A 24,846-nucleotide genomic window follows, 5' to 3' on the forward strand; every position below is an offset into this window, starting at 1 on the left:
GCCCGCTGAGACGGCCGTTGGCCGGAGCTGGTGTGGCATGTTCCAGCCCTCGGCGAGAATCCACGGTGCGGTGGAGAACGTGTCCGGCTGCTACCGGTAGCTCTGCTTTCGCGGATGCTTACCTCATAGGAATGCCTGGTCGACGAACGATGGATCACGGGTGGCGTCCGCTGGGAGTGGGCTGTCCGCCTCCCCGTCCTGCGACTCTTCTTCCTCGCTGAGCCGCTCCGCCAGCTCGAAGAACAACTGCTCGGTCGGCCGCAGCCCGGCGACGGCCGAGGTCAGGTCGGCTTGCGCAACGAACCGGCCTCCCTGACCTCCGACTGACATCACGGCGAGCCAGCCGTCATCTTCGGGCTGGAACAGGTTGCCGCCGGTCTCCGCCCAGAACAACACGAGGTCCTCCCCCGGCGCTTTGAACTCAGCGGCGCCGGCCAGCAGCATCAGCGCTGTGTGTACATCCCAGCGCTGGTAGCCGAAGTGCAGAAGGTAGACCTCCAGTGCTCCGTTGCGATGCACGGCCACGGTCAGCTGCCCCGGGGCAGCGTCCTGCGCCACCCGCGAGGCGAAATACGTCCGCGGTGTCGTCTCCTTCGGGATGTGCCTCCACTCGTCGGTGACCTCCTTCCCATCCCAGTACCAGCCGTTGAACATCGCGTCGGGGTTGGAGATGGCCGAGAGATCGGTCGGGGTGTCGAGCCATCGCTCGAACCCTTCACGGCTGATCGGCAGGCGAGCGGCGACAAGAAAGCTGTCCGACATGCGGCAGAGGGTCTCACGTTTCCCATTGGCACGCAGCATCATGGTCCGACTCCATTCGAACCCACGACCATGACGTTCGCCAGGCCCATCAATTCCGACGTGCCGGAAGGAGACGATCGGCCAGGCGCGATGTGGACATGCACACTCACCCGCCCCGCCCGGCGGTTGTCATGCGGAGCTGTCGGAAACCGGCGATCCTGGCCTATCGCCTGCGGTCACCGACCGACCAGGGAACAGTGCCACCGCGAATCGTGTGACTGATTCGCGTCTGTGCCGGTGGGTGCATTCCCGCCGACGTTATCCATAGGCTGGACGGTCACGGGCCCAGCCGGGTGGCTCAGCGCCTGTCAGGCACGGCGAATCGGGGGTTCATGGTGGCCGAGGTCCAGTTATCGGTGCTCGGGCCGCTCACCGCCCAGCACCGCGAGCACACAGCGGCGCTGGGCGGCCGGCGGCAGCGGATGGTGCTGGCCGCACTGCTCGCGGCCCGGGGCCGGGTCCTGCCTACCGACCGCCTACAGAGGTTGGTCTGGGATGGCGAGCGGCCGGCCAGCCGCGCCACGCTGCACGGCTACATCGCCGAACTGAGGCGGGCACTGGAACCAGGTCGGGTCCCCCGCGCGGCAAACGGCGTGCTGGTGCGCGAAGGGCCCGGGTACGCCGTCCGGCTGCCACCGGAGCAACTCGACGCCGAGCAGTTCTCGCTGCTGGTCGCGCAGGGCGGTGAGCTGATGCGCCAGCATCGCCCCGGCCACGCGTTACCGCTGCTGGAACGTGGCCTCGCACTGTGGCGGGGACCCGCGTACGCCGATCTGGCGCAGATGCCCTTCGTCCTCCCGGAGATCGCCCGGCTGGACGGGATGCGCTCGTCGGCCACGGAGTTGCGCCTGACCGCGCTGCTGGACCTCGGCCGCCACGCCGCCATCCTGGGAGATCTGGAGGCGCTGGTGCTGGAGCACCCGCTGCGCGAGCGTGGCTGGGAACTGCTGGCGATCGCGCTGTATCGCTGTGGACGACAGGCCGATGCGCTCGCCACGATCCGGCGGGCCCGCGCCACGCTCGCCGACGAGATCGGCCTCGATCCCGGACCCGGGCTGATCGGTCTGGAAACGGCGATCCTCGACCATGACGACGCGCTGGAGCCGCCGGTGCGCCGCGACGCCCAAGCGGCGACGCGGCTCACCCCGAGACCGCCCCGGACGACGAACCTCCCCGCAGCCTTCTCCTCGTTCCTCGGCCGCGCTGCCGAGCTCGGCGCGGTCGACGCGGCGCTGGCGGGCAACCGGCTGGTCACCATCACCGGCCCCGGCGGCATCGGCAAGACCCGGCTGGCCCTGGAAGTGGCCCGGCGGCGGGCCGACCAGGACGGCCCGTGGCTGGTCGAGCTGGTCGGCCTGCGCGATCCGGCTCTGGTCGCGGGCGCGGTGGCCGACGCCGTCGGGATGCCCGCGGCCACGGTCGCCGAACTCACCGCCGTCCTGGCCGGCCGCCGGATGCTGGTGGTCGTCGACAACGCCGAGCACGTCCTGGGCGGCGTCGTGGACACGGTGACCGCGCTGTTGAGCGGCTGCCCGCGGTTGCAGGTGATGGTGACCAGCCGGGAGTCGCTGAACCTATCGGGCGAGCATGTGGTGGCTGTGCCGCCGCTGCCGGTGGCGGACGCGGTGGCGCTGCTCAAGGAACGCGCAGCAGCGCTCGGCCCGATGAGCGAACAGGACGGCGTGGCGGCCGAGCGGATCTGCCGGGAGCTGGACGGCATTCCGCTGGCCATCGAGCTGGCCGCCGCGCAGTGCCGGGCGCTGTCCCTGTCGGAGGTGGCATTCCAACTGGACGACCGGTTCCGGCTGCTGGACGCCGGACCGCATGCGTCCAGCGGCCGACACCGCTCGCTGGACAGCGCGATCGGCTGGAGCTACGAGCTGCTGTCGACCGGTGAGCGGCGCCTGTTCCACCGGCTGAGCGTCTTCGACGGCGGATTCGACCTGGACGCGGCCCGCGTGATCGACGCAGATGCCGATTCCACCGTCGCGCTGATCGGCCTGGTGCGCAAGTCGCTGGTGGCCGTCGACACCACGGTCACCCCACGCCGTTTTCGCCTGCTGGAGACCATCCGCGAATACGCGTCCCGCATGCTGGCCGGCGAGGAGCGCGACAGCGCGGTGCGGTTGCACCGCGCCTGGCTGCTCAACCTGGTTGAGCTCGGCGCCGGGCGGCTGTCCACCGCGGACGGCGGCGCCTGGTTACGGCGTTTCACCGCGGAACGCGACAACATCCGCGCCGCGCTGAGTTCCGCCTTCGATGCCGGCGAGCCGGGCACCGCGCTGCGCGTCTGCGGCGCGTTGGGCTGGTTCTGGTTCCGCACCGGGCAGATCGACGAAGGGCTGCGCTGGTCGCGCCGGACCCTGGCCGCCGTGAGCCCGCTCGACCTGCCCGAACCCGAGGTGCAACTGGCCCGAGTACGCACGCTGATCACCGTCGGGAGCCTGTACTACCTCAAGGGGCAGTTGGAACAGGCGACCGGTCCGATGACCGAGGCGGTGCGGGTCGCCCGTGAGATCGGCTCCTATGACGCGCTGAGCGACAGCGTCATCTACATGGCGTACCTGCTCGCGCTGAGCGGCCACAGCGCGGCGGCGATCGCGCCGGCCGACGAGGGGGTACGCCTCGCCGAGGCGTTGGGCACACCGTATGCCCAGGCCGAGTCGCTGATGGTGCGCGGGCACATCAGCCGGGTCTGCGGCGACCTGCCACGGGCCCGGGCCGAACTCGCCAAGGCCTATCGCCTCGCCCGCCAGTCCGGCCACTCCTGGGCGGCGATCTCCGCGGGTTGGCTGGGCAGCAAGGTCAGCATGGACCTCGACGAGCCGGAGGTGGCGATCGACGCGCTGCGCGAGATCGTCATGCTCGCCGACCCGCGCTACGAGCTGACCAGCATCCTGGTCTCGCTGCACACGCTGGCCGGGGCGCTGGCGCACGCCGGCCGCGCCGACACGGGCGCGGTGCTGCTGGGGTTCGTCGAAGCGTGGGGCGAGCCGGTCGGATACTTCCCCGCGCGGATGGATCCCGTGGACGCGCCCGCGCACGCCGAGGCGGTCCGGACGGGGCTCAGCGCCTCGGAGCTGGCCTCCGCCCTGGCCCGTGGGCGTGCCATGACGTTGGCCGAGCTCCAGGAACTGGTGCCGACCTGCTGATCGACAGGCTTGCCGCAGCCCGTTCAGGCCATTAGACGGGCTACCAGCCGGGGAAGGCAACGTGGGTGAGGCACCACAGTGAGCTGCACAGCCACAGGGCGATGACGACGGTGAACACGGCGCCGCCGTGAATCCCCCGCCCCCGGAGACGATCACCTATATCGCTCGACGGTGAACTCCATCTGACGAGCGGAACGTGGAAGGGCCCAGGTCGTTCGATCCCTCCACGTTTCACGGTCTGTCGACCGGAATCTGCCGTGGCGGTCTCCTCCAAGGCTTCGTGCGCAATGAGGCTCAGTGTCGCAGCGAGCTATTGAGAGTGGCATTGCACTGAAACGATACGGCCGGTCTGAGAATCGATGGTGAGCTCGACCCTCGGCCATCGGATCGTTGGGGTCGCCGTGTTGCCTGCTTCAACCGTAGGAGGACCGCAAAGCGACGTCGTATCAATCCGCAAGGGTCGTTCCGCCGGCTCGCCGGTGAGAAAGCCAAGGCCCAGCATCACGCCGGCGGCGATGACAAACCGTGGGTGCGGGCGTCGCAGGGGCGGCGAGCTGCGCGGCGGCGTGTCCAGATCAATAACTGGCATACGGCACGTTAGCGCCTGGGCCAGCCCAAGGACCATCGTCCAGGTCCGACCCGCCAGAGCGGCGGTCTGTGTCAACGCCAGCGGCAGGAGCCCGAGTTCGGCGGCCGGTTCGGCGGACCCGTCGATCCGGTGCTCCGCGTAGGTGCCCGCCAGTTACAGTAGTGCGCTGACCGCAAACGATCACCGGGTTTGGTCACTCAGTTTGCGACCGAGGGCGACCTCACCAGCGGTGTCGTTCACGCCGTACCCGAGCAGGTTTGCGATACTGCAGGCCAGCACATCCGGGTATCGGTTTGTTCGCGTTGCGCCACCGCGATGCGCATGCAACTCTCGTCCTTGTCCTTCCCGCCGGGCCGAACTAGGGTCCGACCTCAGTTTCAAGATCCTGGGAGAAACGTATGAGTGATATCGGCACCATCACTGGCAAGGTGGTCGTGAACAGGGTGATGTCGCTGGACGGCTTCATCGCTGGTCCTGGTCACGCGATGGACTGGGTCTTCGAGTACATGACTGCGGATACGGTCCCGGATGTCATGGCGGCCACGGGCGCCATGCTCATCGGCCGGGGTACTTACGAGGTCGGCAAGCGTATGGCCGACCAGGACTCCACCTACGACGGGGGAGCACAGTTCGTCCTCACCCACATTCCTCCCGCCGAGCCGGACCCTGCCGTCACATTCCTCACCTGTGGACTTGAGGAAGCCGTTGCCACGGCACGCAGCGCCGCGGGCGGCAAGAACCTGGAGATCCTCGGTGCCGATGTGGCCGCCCAGTGTCTGCAGAGCGGGCTCGTCGACGAGATCCTGGTGTATGTCCTACCGCTGCTGCTCGGCGACGGTGTCCGTTTCTCGCCTCCGGGCTTCGGCAGGATCGACCTGGAACCGCTCAGCAATACCCAGTCGGGCGTCGTCACCATGCTCCGCTTCGGCGTGCGAAAGTAGGCGCACCCTCCAACGGCTACAGCATTGTCCCTGAACGTTCGCGCGGGTGTGATCAGGCAGCTTGGGGTCGTGGGCGTCCCCTGCGTTGCTGGCGTTCGCTGCGGATGCGGGCGCGCGCGGCGTTGTGCGGCTAGGACATCGGCCTGGCTGGCGTTGGCGTTGCGCCAGCGCAGGTAGGCGTGGAGTTCGCGGGTCTGCATGGTGTCGTTGGGTGGTTGGAGTTGGTCATCACGAAGGTGCGCAGCGGCCCGAACTGGGCCTCGATCGGGTTGGCCCAGGACGTCTGGGTCGGGGTGAAGCACAGCTCCACCTTGTTCCTCCTGGCTCAGGCACGAATGGCGGGGGCCTTGTTCGCGGACAGTTTGTCCAATATCACATAGATGGGGGTGCCGCCCGGACGGGCCGCCCGGATCGACTACGGCGCCGCCAGGCTGTGATCGCCGCCCTTTCGCTCGCGGCGGCTCGGCTCGACGGCCAGCGTTGCCGGGATGCCGCGCCGCACTGGTGCACGGCGCGGGCCCGGCTGCGACGAGAGCCTCGAAGCGGCAGGCTCGACGGCGCTCGTGAGGTCAGGACTCCCCCGGGTCGCTCCAAGCCTCGTCGAACGTCCGCTCCGCCCACGGGACGACCACGACCGGGCACGGGGCGTGCTGTACACAGTGCTGGCTGACCGAGCCGAGCAGCATCCCGGCGAAGGCACCGTGTCCCCGGCTGCCCACCACCAGCAACTGCGCCCGGTCCGCAGCATCCAGCAGCGCCTGAGCCGGATGCCCCCGCACCACGTGAGTGGTGAACTGGACGGGCACACCGCCCCTGGCCACGTCCGCGACCGCCTCGGTGAGCATCTTTCCGGTGATCGCCGCGATGCTCACATCCTCGAACACCGCGGCTGACCACCCGTACGCGAAGGCGTACTCCGCCGGGTCGTGCCACGCGGCCACGACGTCGACCCGTGCGTTGCTCAGTTCCGCCTGGGTCACCGCCCACCGCAGCGCGATCAGTGAGCCCGGCGATCCGTCGACCCCGACGACGATGCGCCGTTCACGCTCCTCGGTCTGGTCCGTCATGTCGACCTCCTCGTAGCTGTCTGGCAACTGGCGGTCGTAGGTCCTACTTCAGCCAGCCGGTGCGGCGCACCAGCGGGATCCGGGCCCAGTCCACGCAAGGGCCCTGGTCGGTCTGAAGCTGGAACAACTCCAGCAGCCGGGTGCGTTCGGACGATGCGGCGACCACCTGCAACGTGTCCCGCTCGTCGGTCAGGAGCAGCCCGGCCGCCGACACACCCAGCAGCTCGACACACCTCTCGGTGAGCACGTGCAGGAACTCGATCACGTCGAAGTCGTCGACGAGCGTGTCGGCCATCTCCACGAATACGTCGGCTAGCTGGGTCTCGGCCATCTCAGTCACCTCGTCATCAGGGGTTCCGCCGGTCGCGCCCGACGGGGTGGTCCGCGACGCGCCGCCCGCGCATCACCTTCTTGTTCCTCCGCCCCGAGGTCACCGGCTTGTTCCTCCGCCCCGAGGTCACCGGCGCGCCCCCGATACAGGTCCAGGACACCCAGCCGGATCCCGCCCACCCGCAGCGGCAGCGCGAACACCGCCCGGACCCCGGCGAGCACCGAGGCCGGCGTGAACACCGGCAAGCGGTTCCGGCACTCCGCTGCCGCCACATCGGCCACCGGACAGGGCCGCCGGTGATCGCGTCGACGTCCGGCCCCTCACCGAGGGTCAGGGTCAGGTCTTCCAGCTCCGACGCTGTCCGAGCCGTGGCGTACAATCATCGCCCGACGATCTCACCCGAGAGCGGGCCGGCCAGTCTGCTGCCGCGGCCCACGCTACTGCTTCTCGTTTTGCTGCAGGGCTTCCTCAAGCTGGTCTTCCAAGATGATGATCCGGCAGGCGGCCTCCAGGGCGGTGCCCTGATCCACCATCTCGCGGGCCCGGGCGGCCAGACGCAACTGGTAGCGGGAGTAGCGGCGGTGCCCGCCGGCAGAGCGGTGCGGGTTGATCAATTTCGCCTCGTCCAGGCGACGCAGGAAGTCCTGTGTGGTGTCGAGCATCTCCGCGGCCTGACCGATGGTGTAGGCCGGTGTGTTCTCGTCGCCAAACATGTCATCGGGGTTTTGCCCCATGTCACCTCCACATCGAGGGCCCCGGCGCGTACGCGCCGGGGCCCAGGGTTACGGGTCAGAACACCATCTACCGACAGGAACGTCGGCTTGTCGTATCCGCACCAGCCGCTGAAGGCTTCGGGTGCGAGGATCGCATATGCGTGACCGGAGACCACCTCTCGTTCGATGGAAACTGCGGTGTCCGCCAAGCCTGGAATGACGGCTACTGGCGGGCGATCCAACGGTGTACGGCCCTCCCTTTCCTCTGCTTCTTCTTACCCTTGCGGTCGTACGGTCCACCGGTGTCGGAGCCCACGCGACTTTATGGCCCCCACACGTGCGGCGAACATCAGCTGGAGCCCTAAGCAAGTCTTGGCCCCACCTGCGTGCCCCGCCGCGAATCACACGTCGGGGCCGATGTGCTCATCCCGCCGTTTTGGCGGAACGAAGCCCGACTCCTGCCGCCCGTCGTGACTTCACGGCCGGGCGGTCCGTCTGCGTCTTGACGGATCTCTTCTCTCGACTCCAGGAACAGTATGCCACACCGCCGAAGATGTCTAGGCTTTCCAGCCTAGATTTCCTAGCCGTCGGCCATCAGGGTCACTGGCCTACGAAGCAAGCACGGCGAGAGCCGCGCCGATCCCGTCGACGCAGGGCTGGTCGGCTGCGCGGAAGGTGTGGCGGCGGTGGAGGTGACCAGGGAGTGAACACGCGCCGCACAATCCGCCGGCTTCAAGCGATGCGGCGGCCCGACACCGCTCCCGACCTGTTCCGTGATACCGGACTGGCGTTCTTGCTATGACCTCGGTCGCCGCACCCGCACCATCCGGTCCACCGGGCGCTCGCCTGCGCCGAGTGCCGACGAGGCCGTTTGCTTCGTCACGGCGCTAACGCAACAGCGCCCGGGGAACTACCACCGCCGGTAGGCAGGTATGGGTTTGTATGGGGTTCCCCCGCACCGCCTGGCATCGCGCGACGCTCATCAGCCAGGCCCGTCCTAAGGACGAGCGTCAGGCGGTTCCACCTGCGGTGAGAGGGAACGATGATGAGGTTGCTACCGCGAGAACGCCAATCACAGTCCAGGCTGGTGGGCATCACGATCGCGGCGGTGCTGCTGGGGATGGGGGTACACGCCAGCGGAGAGGAGAAGTCACCCGCCACACAAGGGAATCTTCAGGCCTGGCATTCGAGGATGGTGAAGGTACCGCGGCCGTCGGCGCAGGGGTGCTTCACTGCGGCCTATCCCGAGCTGGTGTGGCAGAAGACCGAGTGTGTGGCCCCGCCGTCGGCCCCGATGGCCCCGAACCTCGAACAGGCTCCGCGGCGGGACGTCGGTGGCGGGATCGGGATCGTGACGGGAAGGCCCACGGGGGCCGGTCCCATCACTCGCGCGTACGGCAGCTTCGAGAAGGTGAACCAGCAGAACCTGTTGAGCGTGACCAGCGTCCCGCCCGCTGCCCTGCCCGGGGAGCCGCCCAGCGGGCCGACGATGCCGGGCAGCTACTCGTTCCAGCTCAACACCAACCACCTCAGGGTCCAGGAATGCAACGGTTCACCGACCGCTGGGCTGTGCCGGGGCTGGAAGCAGTTCGTGTTCGCCAACGACGGCACCAAGAACGGCAACCCTAATCCCGATCCCAGTCCCAGCAGGCTCTACGTCGAGTACTGGCTGCTGCACTACAACCCGGACCCGAGCCAGGGCCAGCCATGCCCGTCAGGGTGGACCGAGGTCCCGGACGACGCGGAGATCCACTGCTCGCGGAAGACCGAAGCGATCAACCTTCCCTACCTACCGATCCAGAGCATAACGAGGCCGGCCCTGCGACTGGACGGCTCGATCACGAAGACGGCCGACGGGCAGGAGACCGACACCGCCACCTTCAACGATGGGTTGGGAAGGCTCTACTCGTCCACGGGAGCGGGCATCCTCCACGTTCTGCCACCGGATCCTCAGGAGCCCGGGTCGGAGTGGGCCCAGGTCGAGTTCAACGTGTTCGGCTATGGTCGCGGGTCCACGGCCAGGTTCAATCCCGAGGCGAGTTTCAACGTCCGCACGACGATCGAGGACGGCAGCCCGGTCAAGCCCGACTGCCAGAACTACGGCTTCAGCGGTGAGCGGAACAACCTCAACTTCGGACCTCCGGGCCCGGTCCCGTCGAGCCCGGCACCGGCCGTCGTCATCAACGAGTCGGTCCAGGGGCCGGCGGCGTCGTCGGCCTGCCGCGTCGCCGCGATCATCGGCGACACCCACCAGTACACGTTCGGCGGTCTGTTCTACGACTTCCAAGCCACGGGCGACTTCGTCGAGGCACAGGCCGGTTCCACGTTCGAGGTGCAGACCCGCAAGGTGTCCGGTGCGCCGAACTGGCCCAACACCTCGGTCAACCGGTCGGTCGCCGTGAGGATGGGCAACTCGAGGCTGGCACTGTGCGACGGGACGCGTCTGGTGGTGAACGGCACCACCACCAGCCTGCCGGCCGGCGATTCCCTGCTGCTGCCCACCGGGGTGGCGATCGATCGTGTCAACAACGTGTACACCTTCAGAGACCCGTCGGGCAACAGCGTCCGCGCCACCGTCAACACCGGGTACCTCGACCTGGGCGTCGGCGTCGGGCCCGGGGCAACGACGGTGCGCGGCCTACTGGGCAACCCCAACGGCGATCCCCGTTTCCTGGAGGCCAAGGACGGCAGCGTCCTGCGCGTTCCGCTCTCCCACACCGACCTCTACGACAGGTTCGGCGGCAGCTGGCGGGTCAGCCCTTCCGCCACCCTGCTGCAATCCTGCAACACCGTCGCCGTGGGTAACCCGACGGGGCCGTTCTACGCCGGCAACCTCAACTCGAACACCCGCCTGTGGGCGCAGGAGCTCTGCCGCTCCCGGCAGGTCGCCACGCAGTGGTTGGACACGTGCGCCCTGGATGTCGCCGTGCTCGGCGCGTCCGCTGCCACGGTCTATGTGGGACTACAGCGACCCGAGGTCGACGCCAACCCCGTGCAACCGCCCGCTTGCACGCCGGGAAGCACTCATCCGACCTGCCCGACACCGACGTGTTCCCCGGCGGGGGGATGTCGCAAGGCCGGCGGGTAACCTCGCCAGCCTCCGCAGCACGTGCGATCTCCGGGGATGACCCCATCGACCGGGCATCCCCGGAGGTCTCGCGGTCAGGTGCGGGTGCCTGTGTTGTCGAGGGCGGCGAGACAGGTGCGGATCTGGTCGGCTTCGGGGGTGCCGAGGTCGGTGTAGATGGCCAGGGCGTGCTGGTAGTGATCACGGGCCCGATCGCGCTGGTCGAGGGCCTGGTGGGCGCTGGCAAGCCCGGCCTGGGCGCGGGCCCGCTGGTCCCGGGCGCTGATCTCGGCGGCGATGGTGTGGGCGGCGGTGTAATGGGCGAGCGCGTCGGTGGCGTGGCCGGCGGCGAGCGTGGCCTCGCCGAGCCCGTTGAGCGCCCATGCAGCGCCGTGCCTGTCACCGGTCATCCGCAGGATCGTCAGAGCCTGCTGGTGATACCGGGCGGCCTCGGCGGGCTGTCCGAGGTGGCGGTGAAGGGTGCCCAGTCCGTCCAGGGTCCAGGCTTCGCCGTTGCGATGACCGGCCTGACGGAACAGGACGAGCGCCTGCGCGAGGTTCTCGGCAGCCGCCTCGTACCGGCCCGATCGCGTGTCGACCTCCGCGAGGTTGGCCAGCGACACCGCCTCGCCGGCCCGGTCTCCGCTCTGTCGGTACAGCGTGAGCGCCTGTCGGAGGTGCCTGGCGGCCGTGCGGTAGTGGCCGAGCCGCTGTTCGACGTCGCCGAGGTTGCTCAACGCGCGGGCCTGACCGATCTGGTCGCCGGCCCGCAGGTGCGCGGTCCGGGCCTGCGCGAAGTGGGCGGCGGCCTTGCGGTAGTGGCCCAGCCGCTGTTCGGCGACGCCCAGGTTGGTCTGGGTCCGGGCGTGCCCGAACCCGTGGCCGGTCTGGCTGAACAGGTGCAGTGCCTCCGTGAAGTGTTCGACGGCGGACTCGTACCGGCCGACCCAGAGGTGGGCGACGCCGAGGTCGGTCAGGGCGTGGGCTTGTTCGGTGACATCGCCGGTGTGCCTGGCCGCGTGGTGGGCGTGAGTGTGGACGGTGACGGCATCGCCGCCGTGGCCACCGGCGAAGTAGCGGTACAGGATGCGGGAGAGGCGGGTCGTGTGGGTGGGCCAACCGTGGCTGGCGCTGTGGGCCGCGACGGTGACCAGGGTAGGCCGTTCGATGTCGAGCCAGGCGAGAGCGCTGTCCGGGTCACCCAGCTCGGGGGCGGGTGTGCCGGTCGGGGGAATGTGGGGCCGAAGGTGCGCCTGGGCGGGATGGAGGGCGTTCATCGCCGCGGCGGCCGTGGCGAGATAGTGGTCGAACAGGCGGGTCAGAGCTTCCCGGCGGTCGGCGGGGCGGACCTCGTCGTGCGCGCGGGTGATGGCGAATGCCCGGACGAGGTCGTGCAGCATGTACCGGCCCGAGGCGGACTGCTGGAGGAGGTGGTCGCGGCACAGGTGGTCGAGGTGGGCGCGGGTGGTGTCGAGGTCGGCGTCGGTCAGGGCGGCGGCAGCGTAGGCGTCGCTGTCCTGCCCGGGGTGCAGCGCGAGCAGCCGCAGCAGCCGGCGCTGGTCGGCGGGCAGGTGATGGTAGGAGAGTTCGAGGGCGAGTTCGACGCCGGTTTCCAGGCGTCGCTGGTGGTGGCGTTCGTCGAGCCGGTCGGCGTGGTCGGTGAGGGTCCAGCCGGGTGTGGCCCGCATGTGTCCGGTGGTCAGATCGAGGGCCAGCGGGAGATAGCCGCAGCGCCGTGCAATGCGCGCCGCCGCGGCGGGATCGTCGCCCGTGGGGACGTGGCTGACGACCTGGGCAAGATAGTCGACGGCCTCGTGCGCGGCGAACACGTCGACCACCAGGTGCGTGGCTGGGCGCAGGTCGGACAGGATTCGCCGGCTGGTGATCAGGGTGAGACAGCCGGGAACCTCGGGGAGGAGCGGCCGGACCTGGTCGACGTCGGCGGCGTTGTCCAGCACGATCAGGGTACGGGTGCCGGTGAGCTGATCGCGGTAGGCCGCCGTGCGGGCGTGGAGATCGTGGGGGATCTGGTGGGCCGGTACGCCGAGCAGGCGCAGGAAGCCGTCCAGGACGGCGGCCTGGTCCGCGGGAGGTCGGGCGGGATCGGGGTGAAATCCGCGCAGGTCGACGAAGAGTGTCCGCTCGAAGCGGTGTTCCCGGATCAGGAGGTGTCCGGCGTGGATGGCAAGCTGGGTCTTGCCGACCCCGGCCATCCCCTCGATCGCCGCGACCACCATCGCCCCGTTGGTGTTTCGGTTGCTGAGGGTGTGACGGAGCTGGTCGAGTTCGGTGGCACGGCCGGTGAACCCCGCCAGGTCGGGCGGCAGCCGGTCCTGGACCCGTACCACCGTGGCGGCCTGGGCCTCCCCGCCGACCACTCGTAGCGCCTGGCGCCACTGGTGCACGTATCCCTCGTTCGGGTGCAGTGCCTGCACGACCGCGGTGACGAGATCGGTGTTCAGCCGGCGCCGACCGGGCTTGAAACAGTCCACGACCGTGGGCCGCTTGGTCAACTCGCTGGCCGGGCGACCGGCGGCCCGCCACGCGTTGTTGACCTGGCTGGTGATCCGTTCGTAGGACGGGTTCCCGGCCCAGACCTTCAGGGACCTCAACGCCGCAGTGAGCTCATCGAGCGTGCGAGCCCGACCCGGGTCCGGCATCACGGCGGACGCATCGTCCGCTCGGGTAGCGGTCATCGATTGATCTCAAGCATTCATCGATACGGACAGATGTAGCTCATCGTATCCGAAAGAGTGCGTCGCGTGTCCCGGGTGGTAGTGCTGGACCCGCCTCAGGCCGATCACGACCGCGATGGGGAGTCCACTCGCCGGTAAGTAAACCGCCCTCCCCTACCCGCCTGGCTCCACCACTACAATCACCACCGGCCCCAGCCGGTCAGCGGCTGCCCTCGCGGACCTCTTGCGCCGCGCGGACGACCAGGTCGGGCTGCGCGTAGTGAATGTAGTGGTCGGTGGTGTCGGCAATGACGAAGCGGCCCCGGCTGGACAGCTCCACCAACCGGCGTTGTGCCGTGAGTGCGGCTGCCGGCTGTCCCGCAGCGGCGATGACGATCACCGTTCGATCACCCCAGGCGCCCGGGTGGACGGTCGCCTGGACCTGGCGAGCGCTGTCGAGGCTCGCGGCGGCCTCAGCGCCAGCGGCAGCCAGCGACTTCGGGCCGTAGACCACCGGCGCGGCCTGGCGGGCCAGGGATGGTGCGTTGTCTGGAATCAGCGCGTCGCCGAAGAGCCGTACAGCGCCGATGCGGGCGGCGGTGCGTTCGGCCGCGAACTGGAGGACGAGCGGGAGCCTTGCGGCGCTCAGGGCTGCGGTGGCGTTCTCGTCGCTCACGTCGAGGAGGACCAGGCCGAGGGTACGGTCAGGCCACCGGTCTGTGAACAGGCGCACGATGTGACCGCCGTAGGAGTGCGCGACAAAGACGTACGGCCCTGGCTCACCGGCCGCTTGCAGCAGGTTGCTCAGCTCGTCGGCCTCCCGCCCGGCGGTGCGCGGGCCCTGCCCGGGTTCGCTCCACGCGTAGCCCGCCCGGTCGTAGCTACAGACCCGGCCGTTGCCGCTGAGCTGCCGCTGAATCGTCGCCCATCCCGCCGACGATTCCCCCAGCCCCGCTTCGAGCACGACGGTGTGCCCACCCGTGCCGGTGCAATCCAGGTGCAGCCGGTGCCCGCCGACGTCGACCATCCGCCCGGACATTGGATACCGCTGCCGGTCACCGCGCGCGGACAGATGTTCGTAGCCCGCGCCCACCCCCGCGATCAGCAGCACCACGGCCAGCATGGCGATGCCGGTCCGCACGATCCGCCGTCTCCTGGCAGAGGACGGGACAGGTACCTCGTTCGTCGTCATGCACTCAGCAAATCGCGGCACCCGCGCCGAACGCACTGGAGCGGGCCGGACACTTGACGGTGGAGCTGGATCTACCTGCGGGTCCCACCTCGCCCCTGGGCTGCGGCTGGGCCGCCCGTACCCTCGCGGAGGTGAACCCTACGACGTCCTGGCAGGCACTGCGACTGCCACCGTGGCGTTTGCTGCGATCGGCGTGGCCGTGGCGGGCCTTGGCCTACCAGCTCTCTGGGCTGGTCTGCGGAACGTTCGCGCTGGCTGCGGTGGTAGTGCTGGCCACAGCGGGAGCCGCGTTGAGCCTGACCCTCGTCGGTGTGCCCATCCTGATGGCGTTGGCGCTGCTTGGCCTGCCGGTCGCGGCCGTCGAGCGGTGGCGGTTGATCCTGGTCGACCAGGAGCCGATCGCCTCACCGCACCGCGTCCCCGAGCGCGCCGGGCTTCTGAGCTGGCTCAGGACGCGGTTCCACGAGCCGGCAACCTGGCGTGAACTGGCGTACACCCTCGTGCTCGTGGTCCTGTTACCGCTGGAACTGCTGGTCACCCTGTACGCGGTGGTGTCGCCGGTGCTGTTGGTGATGGCCTGGCCGCTGTTGGCCAACAGCCCGCCGGACGCCACGGTCCAGGGCTACCCCGGCTGGGTCATCGCCACGAAACCGCAGGCCTGGCTCGCACTCCCGATCGGGTTCACGATCACCGTGGCTGCCGTGTACCTCCTGCTTGCCACGGCCGGCCTGCACGCCGTACTGGCCCGCGCATTGCTCGCCCCGCGCGAGGAGGAACTGCGGGCAAGAGTGGTGGAGCTGACCCGGTCACGCGCACGACTGGTGGCGGCGTTCGAAGCCGAGCGACGGCGCATCGAACGCGACCTGCACGACGGAGCCCAGCAGCGGCTCGTGGTCCTGGCCATGACACTCGGGCTGGCCCGGCTGGATCTGCCCGCCCCGGGCGGCCCGCTGTCCCGCTCCGCCCACGATCTTGTCGTGCGGGCACACGACGAGGCGAAACAGGCGCTCAGCGAACTGCGGGAGCTGGTACACGGCATACATCCACGAATGCTCACCGAGCATGGCCTGCCGGCGGCCGTCGAAGACATCGCCGACCGACTGGGCATCCCGGTCGACGTGCGGATGTCGGTGCCTCGGCGCCTGCCGCCCGAGGTCGAGGCCGCCGCGTACTTCCTGGTACGCGAGGCGCTGGCGAACGTGGTCAAGCACAGTTCCGCCGAGCACGCCTCGGTGACCGGGCAGCTTGCCGCCGGCAGGCTCGTGCTCACCGTGCAGGACGACGGCGTGGGTGGGGCCGACCCGCAGCAAGGCTCGGGCATCATGGGACTCGCGGACCGGGTTTCAACGGTCGACGGCAGACTGATCCTGACGAGCCCGCCCGGCGGTCCGACAACACTCACCGTGGAGATCCCTTGCGATCAGAACGAGGGCAGGTCAGTCTGCGAGTAGTCCTTGCCGAGGACGGTGTCCTGCTCCGCGAGGGCCTCACCGGGCTGCTACGCCGATTCGGTCATCAGGTGGTTGCCGCCGTAGGCGACGCGGACGAGCTGCGACACGCCGTCGCTGAGCACAATCCGGATATCGTGCTCACCGACGTGCGAATGCCGCCCGGCTACACGGACGAAGGGCTGCGCGCGGCGCTTGCTGTCCGACGCCTGCGCCCCGGCCTGGCCGTGCTGATACTCAGCCAGTACGTCGAGCAGACCTACGCGGCCAAGCTGTTGGAGTCGTGCGACGTGGGCGTGGGCTATCTGCTCAAGGACCGCATCGGTGACATCGCGGATTTCGCCGCCGCGGTGGAACAGGTCGCCGCAGGCCGCACGGTCATCGATCCCGAGGTCGTCCGGCAACTGATCCGCAGACAGGCCGCTCCGCTCGAACGGCTCTCGCCCCGAGAGCGGGAGGTCCTCGCGCTCATGGCGCAGGGGCGCTCGAACAGTGCCATCGCCGGACAGTTGTCCGTCAGCGAGGCTGCCGTAACCAAGCACATCGGCAATCTCTTCAGCAAACTCGACCTGCCACCGGCCGAGACCGACCACCGCCGGGTCCTCGCTGTCCTTGCCTATCTGCGCGGGTGAACCCGACATCGGCCGGTCAGGGCCGTGGACCGCGACCCGGGGCCGGTCGGGAGGGCGCGGTACGATGCCCGCTGAGCTGAGCGTACGTCGATCGGGGACCCGCTGATCCGAGGATGGGTTCGGCTTATGGAGCCGACGCGGGGTGGAGCAGCTCGGTAGCTCGCTGGGCTCATAACCCAGAGGTCGCAGGTTCAAATCCTGTCCCCGCTACAAGTGAAAGTGCAGGTCAGAGCCCCGCCCCCGGATCGTGGGGGCGGGGTTTTCGATCTCCTTCGGAGCACAGTCCGGGCACACGAAACACCACGAGGCGACATGGGACAGTGGTCTGGGCCGCCCGCGCGCACACCGTGCCGCCGTGCGGGTCAAACATCGAACGGCAGTGAGGCGGACAGGTCGCGGTGGGCGTCGATCTGGGCGCGGATGGTGTCCAGATTCTGCTCGGCCCCGTCCGTCGCGTCCGCGCCGCGACGAACCGCAGCGGCAGATCGCCCGACGCCGACAGCGCGACAAGGGCATGGCATGGGCATGGGCGAGTTTGGCCGGGCCGCCGCCCTGCTCGCTGTGCCTGCCCTTCCACACCTCGATCCGCTGGTTCGCCCGGACGTTGTCACGCTCGGGTGTCGTAACGGGAACCCGGTGGAATCCGGGACTGTCCCGCAGCGGCGGGTGGGAACGACCGCGCGGCCGGATCCTCAACCACATCGGCTCCGTCGCCGGAGTGGTCGCCGCCCGGCATTCCGCCGAGCCCGCGGTCACCGCCGCCGTTGACGAGACCGCCCCCACCTACGCACGCGACTGGACAGGGCGGGCGTTCCTGCGCGGACTGGTGACGAATCCACTCAACCCGGCGATGACGCCGCCAATCAGCTACGGTCGCGGACGTTGCCGCGGGCCATGGCGTACCGTTCGCGGACCGCCGGCACGGCGTCTGCCTCGTACACCTCGATCTGCCCGACCGTCCACGACGGCGGCCGCTGCCCGCCCGACAACACCCAGGCTGCCTGACGGGCGGCACCGTCGGCGACGTACTCCCCCGCCGGTGGGACGAGCACAGGACGTCCGAAGACCGTAGGCGCGATCCGGCGCACCGCCTCCGAGCGGGCGCCGCCGCCGACCAGGACAACTCGGTTGACCGTCGTGCCCTGCGCGATCATCGCGTCCAACCCGTCGGCGAGTGCGCACAGCATGCCCTCCACCGCCGCGCGGGCCAGGTGCGCGGGGGTCGAGTTCCGCAGGGTCAGGCCGTGCACGGCGCCAGTGGCGTGCGGGCGGTTCGGGGTGCGCTCACCCTCCAGGTAGGGCACCAGGGCCAGCCCGTCGGCGCCCGGCGTGGCGGACAGCGCCAGCGCGGACAGCTCGGCGTGGTCCACCCGCAGCATGGTCGCGGTCGCGTCCAGGACCCGGGCGGCGTTGAGCGTGCACACCAGCGGCAGGAAGCGGCCGGTCGTGTCGGCGAACCCGGCCACGATCCCGCTCGGATCGACGGCCGGCACATCGGAAACGGTGGACACTATGCCAGAGGTGCCGATCGACACAATCACGTCGCCCGGCTCGGCGCCGATCCCCAGCGCCGCCGCGGCGCAGTCGCCGGCGCCCGGGCCCAACGGCGCGCCGGTACGCAGGTGCCCAGCCAGACCCGTCGGCCCGAGCACCTGCGGCAGCAGCACGTCATCCCGACCAAACGCCAACCGAATCAGGTCGAGGCGGTACTCACCGGTCACGGCCGACCAGTAGCCGGTCCCGCTGGCCTCGCTGCGGTCGGTGCGCAGCGCATCCACCCCCGGCTCGCCGGCCAGTCGCCAGGTCAGCCAGTCGTGCGGCAGACACACCGCAGCCGTGCGGGCGGCGTTGTCCGGCTCCGCCAGGGCCAGCCAGCGCAGCTTGGTGACGGTGAAGCTAGCCACCGGCACCAGACCGACCGCCTCCGCCCAGGCTCGCTGCCCGGCCTCGCCACCGCCGAGATCCGAGATCAGGTCGGCGGCGGCGCCAGCCGAGCGGGTGTCGTTCCACAGCAGGGCGTCCCGGACCACCGCGCCCTCGGCGTCCAGGCACACCATGCCTTGCTGCTGCCCGGCGACCGAGGCAGCCGCCACGTCGTCCAGACCGCCAGCCTGCGCGACCGCCTCCGACAACGCGGCCTCCCACACGGCCGGCGGCACGACGGTGCCGCGCGGGTGCGGCACGCGGCCCTCGCGCACCAGCTTCCCGGTCTCGGCGTCACGGATGACGACCTTGCACGACTGGGTCGACGAGTCGACCCCGGCGACGAGCGGCACCGGTCCTCCCAGCGGTTGTGGGTTACAGGGTCAGCCGGCATGGTTGGTCGCCGGGAGCGGACCGGGCGGTCGACGACGAGCCAGTTGAGCCGGACGAACCCGAAGCCCTCGGCGCCGCCCATGTCAGGATCGAAGTCCTCGAACGTGTCCCGGTCGGCCAGCAAGTCCTCGCACGTCTCGCGCCAAGGGCCCCTTGGCCCGTCAGTCGACGGTCCACAGCTCGAAGGTCAGACGGTCATCGCGAGTCGGCTGCATCGACATGATGGACCTCCGTACCGCCGACAGAGCCGGGCGATGAGCAGGATTTGTTTAATGGATGAATTATTTGACCGTGCCGCGACATTGTCAAGACCGTGATAACGCGCAAGAAGCCCCCGCCGCCCGCACCGCGCAGGCACGGTGCGGGCGGCCAGCAGTGGGGCTAGGCCGTGTTTCGTAGCGGTTGACGGCGTGTCGGTGGTCGCTCATGGGAGAGGTCTCCGGTAGTTGGTTCAGCGACCAAGCAGAACGTCACACCGGAGACCTCGTGCCGAGCGTAGCGGCAGCGAGGCGACATGACCTGACCGACGTGCAGTGGGCGGTCCTCGAACCGTTGCTGCCTGCGGGAACGGGTCATGCTCGGCCACGCAGATGGACCATGAGACTGATCATCGACGGGATCCGGTGGCGGGTCCGGACCGGATCACCGTGGCGAGACGTGCCCGCGCCCTACCCGCCCTGGCAGACCCTGTACCGATGGTTCCGGCGCTGGCAACGTGACGGCGGCTCCTCACCTCGTTGCAGGCCCTGGCGGACGCGGCGGGGTTGATCGGCTGGACGGTGAGCGTGGACTCGACCATCAGCCGCGCCCATCACCACGCCGCTGGGGCCCGCCGCGACGGTCAGGCGCAGAAGGAGCCGCCCGGTGGTGTGCAGGCCGAGCCGGCAGATCACGGGCTCGGCCGGTCGAGGGGCGGCTGGACCAGCAAGACCCATCTGGCCTGCGAGCAGGGCCGCAAACTGATGGCCGTGGTGGTGACCGCCGGACAACGCGGCGACAGCCCACAGTTCATCCCCGTGCTGGCCAGGATCCGCGTCCCCCGCGCTGGTGGCGGCCGGCCACGCACCCGCCCCGACATGGTGCTGGCCGACAAGGCGTACACATCCAAGGCCAACCGAGCCCACCTACGATCCCGCAGCATCCGCGCGTGCATCCCGAGCAAGGCCGACCAGGACGCCCACCGCAAGGCCAAAGGCTCCAAAGGCGGACGTCCGCCCGCCTTCGACCCCGAGGTCTACCGCCTACGTCACGCCGTGGAGTGCGGCATCAACCAGCTCAAACAACACCGCGCCATGGCCACCAGGTACGACAAACTCGCCGTGCGCTACGAAGCCACCCTCACCATCGCCGCCATCAACCAATGGCTCCGCGCCCTACGAAACACGGCCTAGCTTGATCTTTAACCCGTCCGCCGTGGCCTCGGGTTATTTGAAGACTTCGTTTTCTTCGTGCTGCCTATCGCTTTTGTGCTGGTGGCGGCGGTGACGATGTGGACGTCGTGGCGTGCTGCTCGGTGGCGGTTGGGGTGTCCGGGCGGTCGTCCGGGGCCTGGTCGGCTCGGTTTCGGTGCGGCGGCGGGGCAGCCGGCTTTGGTGCGTAGGTGCCGAAACGCGCGGCGGACGCGGGCAGGTGAGAGCCGTTCGGGTGGTGCGGGGCGTTCCCAGGGCCGGCGGAGGTCGCCGACGGCGGTGCGGGCGAGGCGTAGCTGGGTGTAGGCGGCCAGCACCAGCCAGGTCCAGCGGTCAGCGGCGTTCGGGTCGCGCAGTTTGGGACTGGTCCAGCCGAGGGTTTGCTTGAGCATGCGGAAGGTGTGTTCGATGTCGAAGCGGCGCAGGAACGCCTGCCAGAGCAGGTCGACCTCGGCGGTGGTGGCGGCCGGTTGGGACCACCAGAGCCAGACCGGTTTCGCGATGGCACCTGATGGCAGCCGGTCGACGGTCAGCAGGATCACGGTGCCCTCGATGATCGGGAGCGGGCCGTGCTGGGCGGTCCAGGCGGTGCGATGGGTCAGCCTGGGGTGCAGCCCTGCCAGGCTCGCGCGGTCGCGGTGCCGTAGAGACGGGTGTCGGTGCTCGTGGCGACGTCCGGGTCGCCCCAGCTGGCCGGGTCACCGAAGATGAACTCGCCGCCATGGCGTCGTGGGCGGCCGGTGGTGCCCGGCAGCCGGGGTGGCGTGGGCCGGCGCAGCACCCGGTCGGAACGCATCCGCACCAACACCTGAACGGGTAGATCGGCCAGCAGGAAAGCCAGCCGGGGCCCGTCGTAGCCGGCGTCCGCGACGATCCACACGTCCGGATCACCGGGATGCCACTGCCCGGCGGTGATCAGCCGCTGCACCACGTCCCGTAACTGCCCGGCGGTGACCGTGGCGGCGTCGTCGCCGGGCGCCAGCCGGCGGGCGTCCAACGGCGCGCTCCACGAGGTGCGCCCGGCCTCCAGAGCGGTGACGAACGAGTACGGCCAGCCCGGAACCCCGATGTGAGTGTCCTTGCCGCGCCCGTAGGTGTGGCACAGCACCCGCTCCGGGCAGGTGTGCGCCTCCGGCCGCAGCCAGCACGTCACGTCCACCGCCAGGACGATCCGCCCGTCCGCGGCCCGCGGCAGCGGCACCGCCGCCACAACGGTCCGCAGCCGCTCGACGTCGATCCGACCCCGGTTCAACGCCGCATACAGCGAGCCGTGACCACGGCGATGCTCACCCACCAGCGACAACTCCACCAGCGAACGCACCGGCGCATCCCCGCACAACAACGCGTCCGCCAGCTCGAACAACGCATCCCCACGAGCGGTCAGACAACGATGGAACTCACGCCGGAACGCGGCCAGCCGCCCGACCTCATCGGTCGACCCGGCATCGTGCACACTGATCACCAGACAGCCCTTGATTTGCGATCTTCTTCCCTAGACAAGAGGAATGATCGATCAAGGGCTGTCTCCATGATCAGCCGGGGTCGATACCGCCGCCCAGCAGGTTAAAGATCAAGCTAGCCCTCCGACCGGCGCCTGCGACACCGTAGACATCGCTCGCCTTGGCCGAATCGATCGACACCTTGGCCAGGGCGATACCTCGTCATCGATCCCGGCATGGCTACGCCGACTCGCAGGCGTCCGCAACCGAGACAGGCGCCCGGCCGACGACCGGACTGACTGCCCGTCCGGTAACGGCGAGCCGCAGGAGCCATCTGGCCGATCTGGGTGGCGGCGGCTGTTCATTAGCATGGTGGGCATGACGTCAGCAAGGCGGCGTGGCGCTGTACCGCCGATCGATCCGGGCGAGGTCCGGTTCCGGGTCTGGGTGGCGGTCATATCCGGTCTGCTCGCGGCTGTCCTTATGGCCTATTTCGGACACCGCGTGTACGTGGAAACGGCAGCTAACTCAGCACATCGCGCGAGCATGCTGGTGCTGGAGCCCGGGAAGGTTCTGGAGGTCAACTACTCCAGCGCTGTGGGAGGATACGGCGGCAACGCCGGCTCACAGGAGGTCCGGTACCGCCTGTCGGGCGGCAGCGAAGTGGTGTCATTTGTAGAGCGACGGGATGCCTACCTCAACGTCAATGAGGGAGAGTACGCCATGCTGGGTTTGTGGCACGGGCACCTCGTCACTGTCGAGGGCCAATATGTGCGGGATCCGTGGACGCCGGGAGCCGCGTTGGTGTTCCCGCTGCTGCCGGCAGCGTTCGTACTCATGGTGCTGCAGGTTTACCGGGTGTGGCGGCTGCGGAGGGCGCCGCCAAAGTATCTCTTCCGTGACAACTCCAGCTTGTCGTATACCCGTTCCGCCGCGCTGTTGGCCTTGGGGGCCGGTTTCGTAGCAATGTTCATTGACGGAATTCCGTGGGTGCCGGTGCTGGCCTTCGTGGCGAGCGCCCTTGGGCCGCTGGCGTGGTTCGCGATACGGGAGCTCGGCGAGCGCCGCACCACTACACTGCGGTAGGCACAGACCAGGGATGCCGCCAACCACCGGGTTCCGCGATCAGGACGGAGACCGTGGAGATGCAACCCTTTGTCGCGTTCGATCTGCGGGCGACCGATGACCAATCCTGGAGGCGTTTTCAGAACTTCATCGGCTTGATAGATCGGCGAAGTTAGCGGCGGTCGAGGTGGTCTCGGGGTGCGTCGGGTGGTGGCGCAGCGGGTGCGTAGTCGCTGGTCGGTGGAGTTAAGGGAGCCGTAGGCGTCGCGGGCGACGGTTTTGGTCACTCGGTTGGTGCCTTCGGAGGTGGCGTTGGTGATTCCTGTGCGGATGAACGTGAGGATCTGTGGCCACCAGGTCTCGATCGTGGTGGCGAGCCGGTGAATGAACCTTCACCCACCGAGTTCGAGAAGCCGGCCTGGCGCCATCGATGGGATCGATTGGTGACTGTTACGACAACGGCATGATCAAGTCATTCTGGGGCCGCATGCAGACCGAACTGCTCAGCCGCCGCCGGTTGTCTCATTCTGCCGCGACCGGCGGTCCCGAGGCGATGGCGGTGCAGGCGCGACCGGCCAGACCGGCCATCGCCGTATTGAGGTTCGTACCGGCGACAGCCGCTTTGCTGTCAACGAAGAACGGTGTTTTCATCGCCGCCGTCAGCGTCATGTTGTCCTTCAGTCCGGTGCGGACAAGCTCGGCCTCGGCGGTACTCGCCTTCATCCACTGGCCGAAAGCCCTGTCGACGGCGGCTTTCTCCGTGGTCAACGAACCCGGTGTGGATCGCTGGCCGAGATCGTTGAAGACCGCGGACACCCGCGCTGTCCGATCCGCCAGGACGCGAAGCAGACCTGCCTTGTCCACCCGGATCAAATCCGTCGGTGTCGACGCTCCGCCGGGCGTGAGGCCGTCAGGACCGGGCGCAACGAAGCGTAAGGCCTCGTTGTGGTTCTCCGAGGTAATAGCCTCGGCCTCGGCGCACGCGGCGAGTACCTGCCGCTGGTAGAGATAGACGGGAAGGTACCTGACGGCCAGCACAGCGAACACCGCGAGAATAAGAAAGGCTCCCACCAAGCCGAAACCGATCTTGTACGTACGGGAGTGGGAACCGCCCACCGTCATCCGCGACCGTGGACCGGTGACGACGTTGTGCAGCAGCACGTTGTGATCGCCAGCGACCGACGCCCGGACGGCGCTGGGTGGCAATTGGGCAACGAGGTACCGTACCTCGGCCGAGAAGGCCGGATCGCTGGCCGCCACCTGCGCTATCGCCGCGCCAGCGGCCCGCTGGACCTCCGGCCGCACCGCAGGCCCCATGGCGGCGGGGTCCGCAGCGGTGAAGGTCGCCTCGGCCTCCAGTAAACGCACCGCTGGATGCCCGCCTGCTCGAGATGTCACCAGGTCGTACAGCCGCCGCATCGCCGCGTCGATCACGTTGTCGATCTCGGCGTCCGCCCGCGTGCCGACGCGTCGCGCCTTGCGCCACGCCCAGGCGGCAACCACCCCGGCGGCCACCTCCACTCCGGTCATTGAGCCTCCCGCGTTTCACATCGCCAGCGAAGCTTGTCGATCAATTTATCATTGAGCCTGTCCTGACTTCGTCGTCAGACCAGATCTGCACGGACATTCACAGCCCGACAGTCGCCCGGTACCGGCGGCCGCGATCCTACCTACCTTGAGCCACAGTACTTTTATAGTCCCAATTGGATAATTGGACGATTTCGGACGCGCCGCCACCCCGGCAAGGTGCTGCGCATCCGCGTGTGCGAGAAGGCCGATGGCCGGCGTTGGTCGGCGGCCCGGTGCAGGTGGCCGCGATGACTGGATACGGGCGGGACGACGAGTGGGACCGGCTGGCTGAGGCTGGCCTGGCATTTCCCATCGAGCGGGCACGGCTCAATAAGATAAGTGCAGTGAGCCATTTTCATCGTGACGGTGCAGGTCATGGGCGGTGCGGGAGGCTGGTGTCCATGTAGGACGAGGCTCCCGGTAAGACAGCAATCGACCAA

General features: G+C 68.9%; 14 protein-coding genes, 1 tRNA gene and 4 pseudogenes. 8 read left to right on the forward strand and 11 right to left on the reverse strand.

Annotation, left to right across the window (positions count from 1 at the left end; all coding sequences use genetic code 11):
• Nucleotides 1-123 precede the first annotated feature (123 nt).
• Nucleotides 124-804 (reverse strand): hypothetical protein, encoded by a 681-nt coding sequence (locus tag ACIQG9_RS18590; RefSeq protein WP_400403771.1) that lies wholly within the window; start codon nt 802-804, stop codon nt 124-126.
• Nucleotides 805-1,133: 329 nt separating this feature from the next.
• Here ACIQG9_RS18590 and ACIQG9_RS18595 point away from each other — a divergent pair, with 329 nt between their 5' ends.
• Together ACIQG9_RS18595 and ACIQG9_RS18600 are read left to right on the forward strand one after the other, a co-directional pair.
• Nucleotides 1,134-3,953, forward strand: a complete 2,820-nt coding sequence (locus ACIQG9_RS18595) for a BTAD domain-containing putative transcriptional regulator (RefSeq protein WP_400403773.1) — start codon at nt 1,134-1,136, stop codon at nt 3,951-3,953.
• Nucleotides 3,954-4,940: 987 nt separating this feature from the next.
• Nucleotides 4,941-5,483 (forward strand): dihydrofolate reductase family protein, encoded by a 543-nt coding sequence (locus ACIQG9_RS18600; protein WP_400403776.1) that lies wholly within the window; start codon nt 4,941-4,943, stop codon nt 5,481-5,483.
• 52 nt (nt 5,484-5,535) lie between these two features.
• On the opposite strand, the pseudogene ACIQG9_RS18605 reads toward ACIQG9_RS18600, so the two are convergent.
• The 4 genes and pseudogenes from ACIQG9_RS18605 to ACIQG9_RS18620 all read right to left on the reverse strand — a co-directional run.
• A pseudogene (locus tag ACIQG9_RS18605) lies at nt 5,536-5,940 on the reverse strand (transposase); the annotation flags it as partial.
• A 112-nt stretch (nt 5,941-6,052) separates the two neighbouring features.
• A complete protein-coding gene (locus ACIQG9_RS18610) occupies nt 6,053-6,550 on the reverse strand; it encodes a universal stress protein (RefSeq protein WP_400403777.1) in 498 nt (165 codons plus the stop codon).
• Between the two features lie 43 nt (nt 6,551-6,593).
• Nucleotides 6,594-6,881, reverse strand: a complete 288-nt coding sequence (locus tag ACIQG9_RS18615; protein WP_400403780.1) for a hypothetical protein — start codon at nt 6,879-6,881, stop codon at nt 6,594-6,596.
• A 437-nt stretch (nt 6,882-7,318) separates the two neighbouring features.
• Nucleotides 7,319-7,615, reverse strand: coding sequence for a helix-turn-helix domain-containing protein (locus ACIQG9_RS18620; RefSeq protein ID WP_400403783.1), 297 nt, complete (start codon nt 7,613-7,615; stop codon nt 7,319-7,321).
• Between the two features lie 1,066 nt (nt 7,616-8,681).
• Here ACIQG9_RS18620 and ACIQG9_RS18625 point away from each other — a divergent pair.
• A complete protein-coding gene (locus tag ACIQG9_RS18625; protein ID WP_400403785.1) occupies nt 8,682-10,682 on the forward strand; it encodes a VWD domain-containing protein in 2,001 nt (666 codons plus the stop codon).
• A gap of 74 nt (nt 10,683-10,756) precedes the next feature.
• On the opposite strand, the gene ACIQG9_RS18630 is transcribed toward ACIQG9_RS18625, so the two are convergent.
• Both ACIQG9_RS18630 and ACIQG9_RS18635 read right to left on the reverse strand, forming a co-directional pair.
• Nucleotides 10,757-13,273 carry a tetratricopeptide repeat protein gene (locus tag ACIQG9_RS18630; protein ID WP_400403788.1) on the reverse strand — a complete coding sequence of 839 codons (2,517 nt, stop codon included), beginning with the start codon at nt 13,271-13,273 and terminating at the stop codon, nt 10,757-10,759.
• A 283-nt stretch (nt 13,274-13,556) separates the two neighbouring features.
• Complete coding sequence (locus ACIQG9_RS18635; RefSeq protein ID WP_400403791.1) at nt 13,557-14,528, reverse strand: alpha/beta fold hydrolase; 972 nt, start codon at nt 14,526-14,528, stop codon at nt 13,557-13,559.
• Between the two features lie 131 nt (nt 14,529-14,659).
• On the opposite strand from ACIQG9_RS18635, the gene ACIQG9_RS18640 reads away from it, so the two are divergent.
• From ACIQG9_RS18640 to ACIQG9_RS18650, 3 genes are all read left to right on the forward strand, one after another.
• Nucleotides 14,660-15,979 carry a sensor histidine kinase gene (locus tag ACIQG9_RS18640; protein ID WP_400403793.1) on the forward strand — a complete coding sequence of 440 codons (1,320 nt, stop codon included), beginning with the start codon at nt 14,660-14,662 and terminating at the stop codon, nt 15,977-15,979.
• Nucleotides 15,970-16,608 (forward strand): LuxR C-terminal-related transcriptional regulator, encoded by a 639-nt coding sequence (locus ACIQG9_RS18645; RefSeq protein WP_400403823.1) that lies wholly within the window; start codon nt 15,970-15,972, stop codon nt 16,606-16,608. Before ACIQG9_RS18640 ends, ACIQG9_RS18645 begins: the two co-directional genes overlap by 10 nt.
• Nucleotides 16,609-16,744: 136 nt before the next feature.
• Nucleotides 16,745-16,818 (forward strand) — tRNA-Met (locus ACIQG9_RS18650).
• A gap of 653 nt (nt 16,819-17,471) precedes the next feature.
• Here the strand turns inward: ACIQG9_RS18650 and ACIQG9_RS18655 are convergent.
• Complete coding sequence (locus ACIQG9_RS18655) at nt 17,472-18,884, reverse strand: xylulokinase (protein ID WP_400403795.1); 1,413 nt, start codon at nt 18,882-18,884, stop codon at nt 17,472-17,474.
• A 466-nt stretch (nt 18,885-19,350) separates the two neighbouring features.
• Between ACIQG9_RS18655 and ACIQG9_RS18660 the strand changes: the two are divergent.
• Nucleotides 19,351-20,315: pseudogene (locus ACIQG9_RS18660) on the forward strand (IS5 family transposase).
• An 8-nt stretch (nt 20,316-20,323) separates the two neighbouring features.
• On the opposite strand, the pseudogene ACIQG9_RS18665 reads toward ACIQG9_RS18660, so the two are convergent.
• A pseudogene (locus ACIQG9_RS18665) lies at nt 20,324-21,795 on the reverse strand (NF041680 family putative transposase).
• 355 nt (nt 21,796-22,150) lie between these two features.
• On the opposite strand from ACIQG9_RS18665, the gene ACIQG9_RS18670 reads away from it, so the two are divergent.
• Entirely contained in the window at nt 22,151-22,858 is a 708-nt protein-coding gene (locus ACIQG9_RS18670; protein WP_400403797.1) for a hypothetical protein, read from the forward strand.
• Between the two features lie 227 nt (nt 22,859-23,085).
• On the opposite strand, the pseudogene ACIQG9_RS18675 reads toward ACIQG9_RS18670, so the two are convergent.
• Nucleotides 23,086-23,223, reverse strand: a pseudogene (locus tag ACIQG9_RS18675) (transposase); the annotation flags it as partial.
• A gap of 136 nt (nt 23,224-23,359) precedes the next feature.
• Complete coding sequence (locus ACIQG9_RS18680; RefSeq protein ID WP_400403799.1) at nt 23,360-24,367, reverse strand: hypothetical protein; 1,008 nt, start codon at nt 24,365-24,367, stop codon at nt 23,360-23,362.
• Between the last annotated feature and the right edge of the window lie 479 nt (nt 24,368-24,846).

The sequence above is a fragment of the Micromonospora sp. NPDC092111 genome, assembly GCF_044755745.1.
Lineage (GTDB): Bacteria > Actinomycetota > Actinomycetes > Mycobacteriales > Micromonosporaceae > Micromonospora.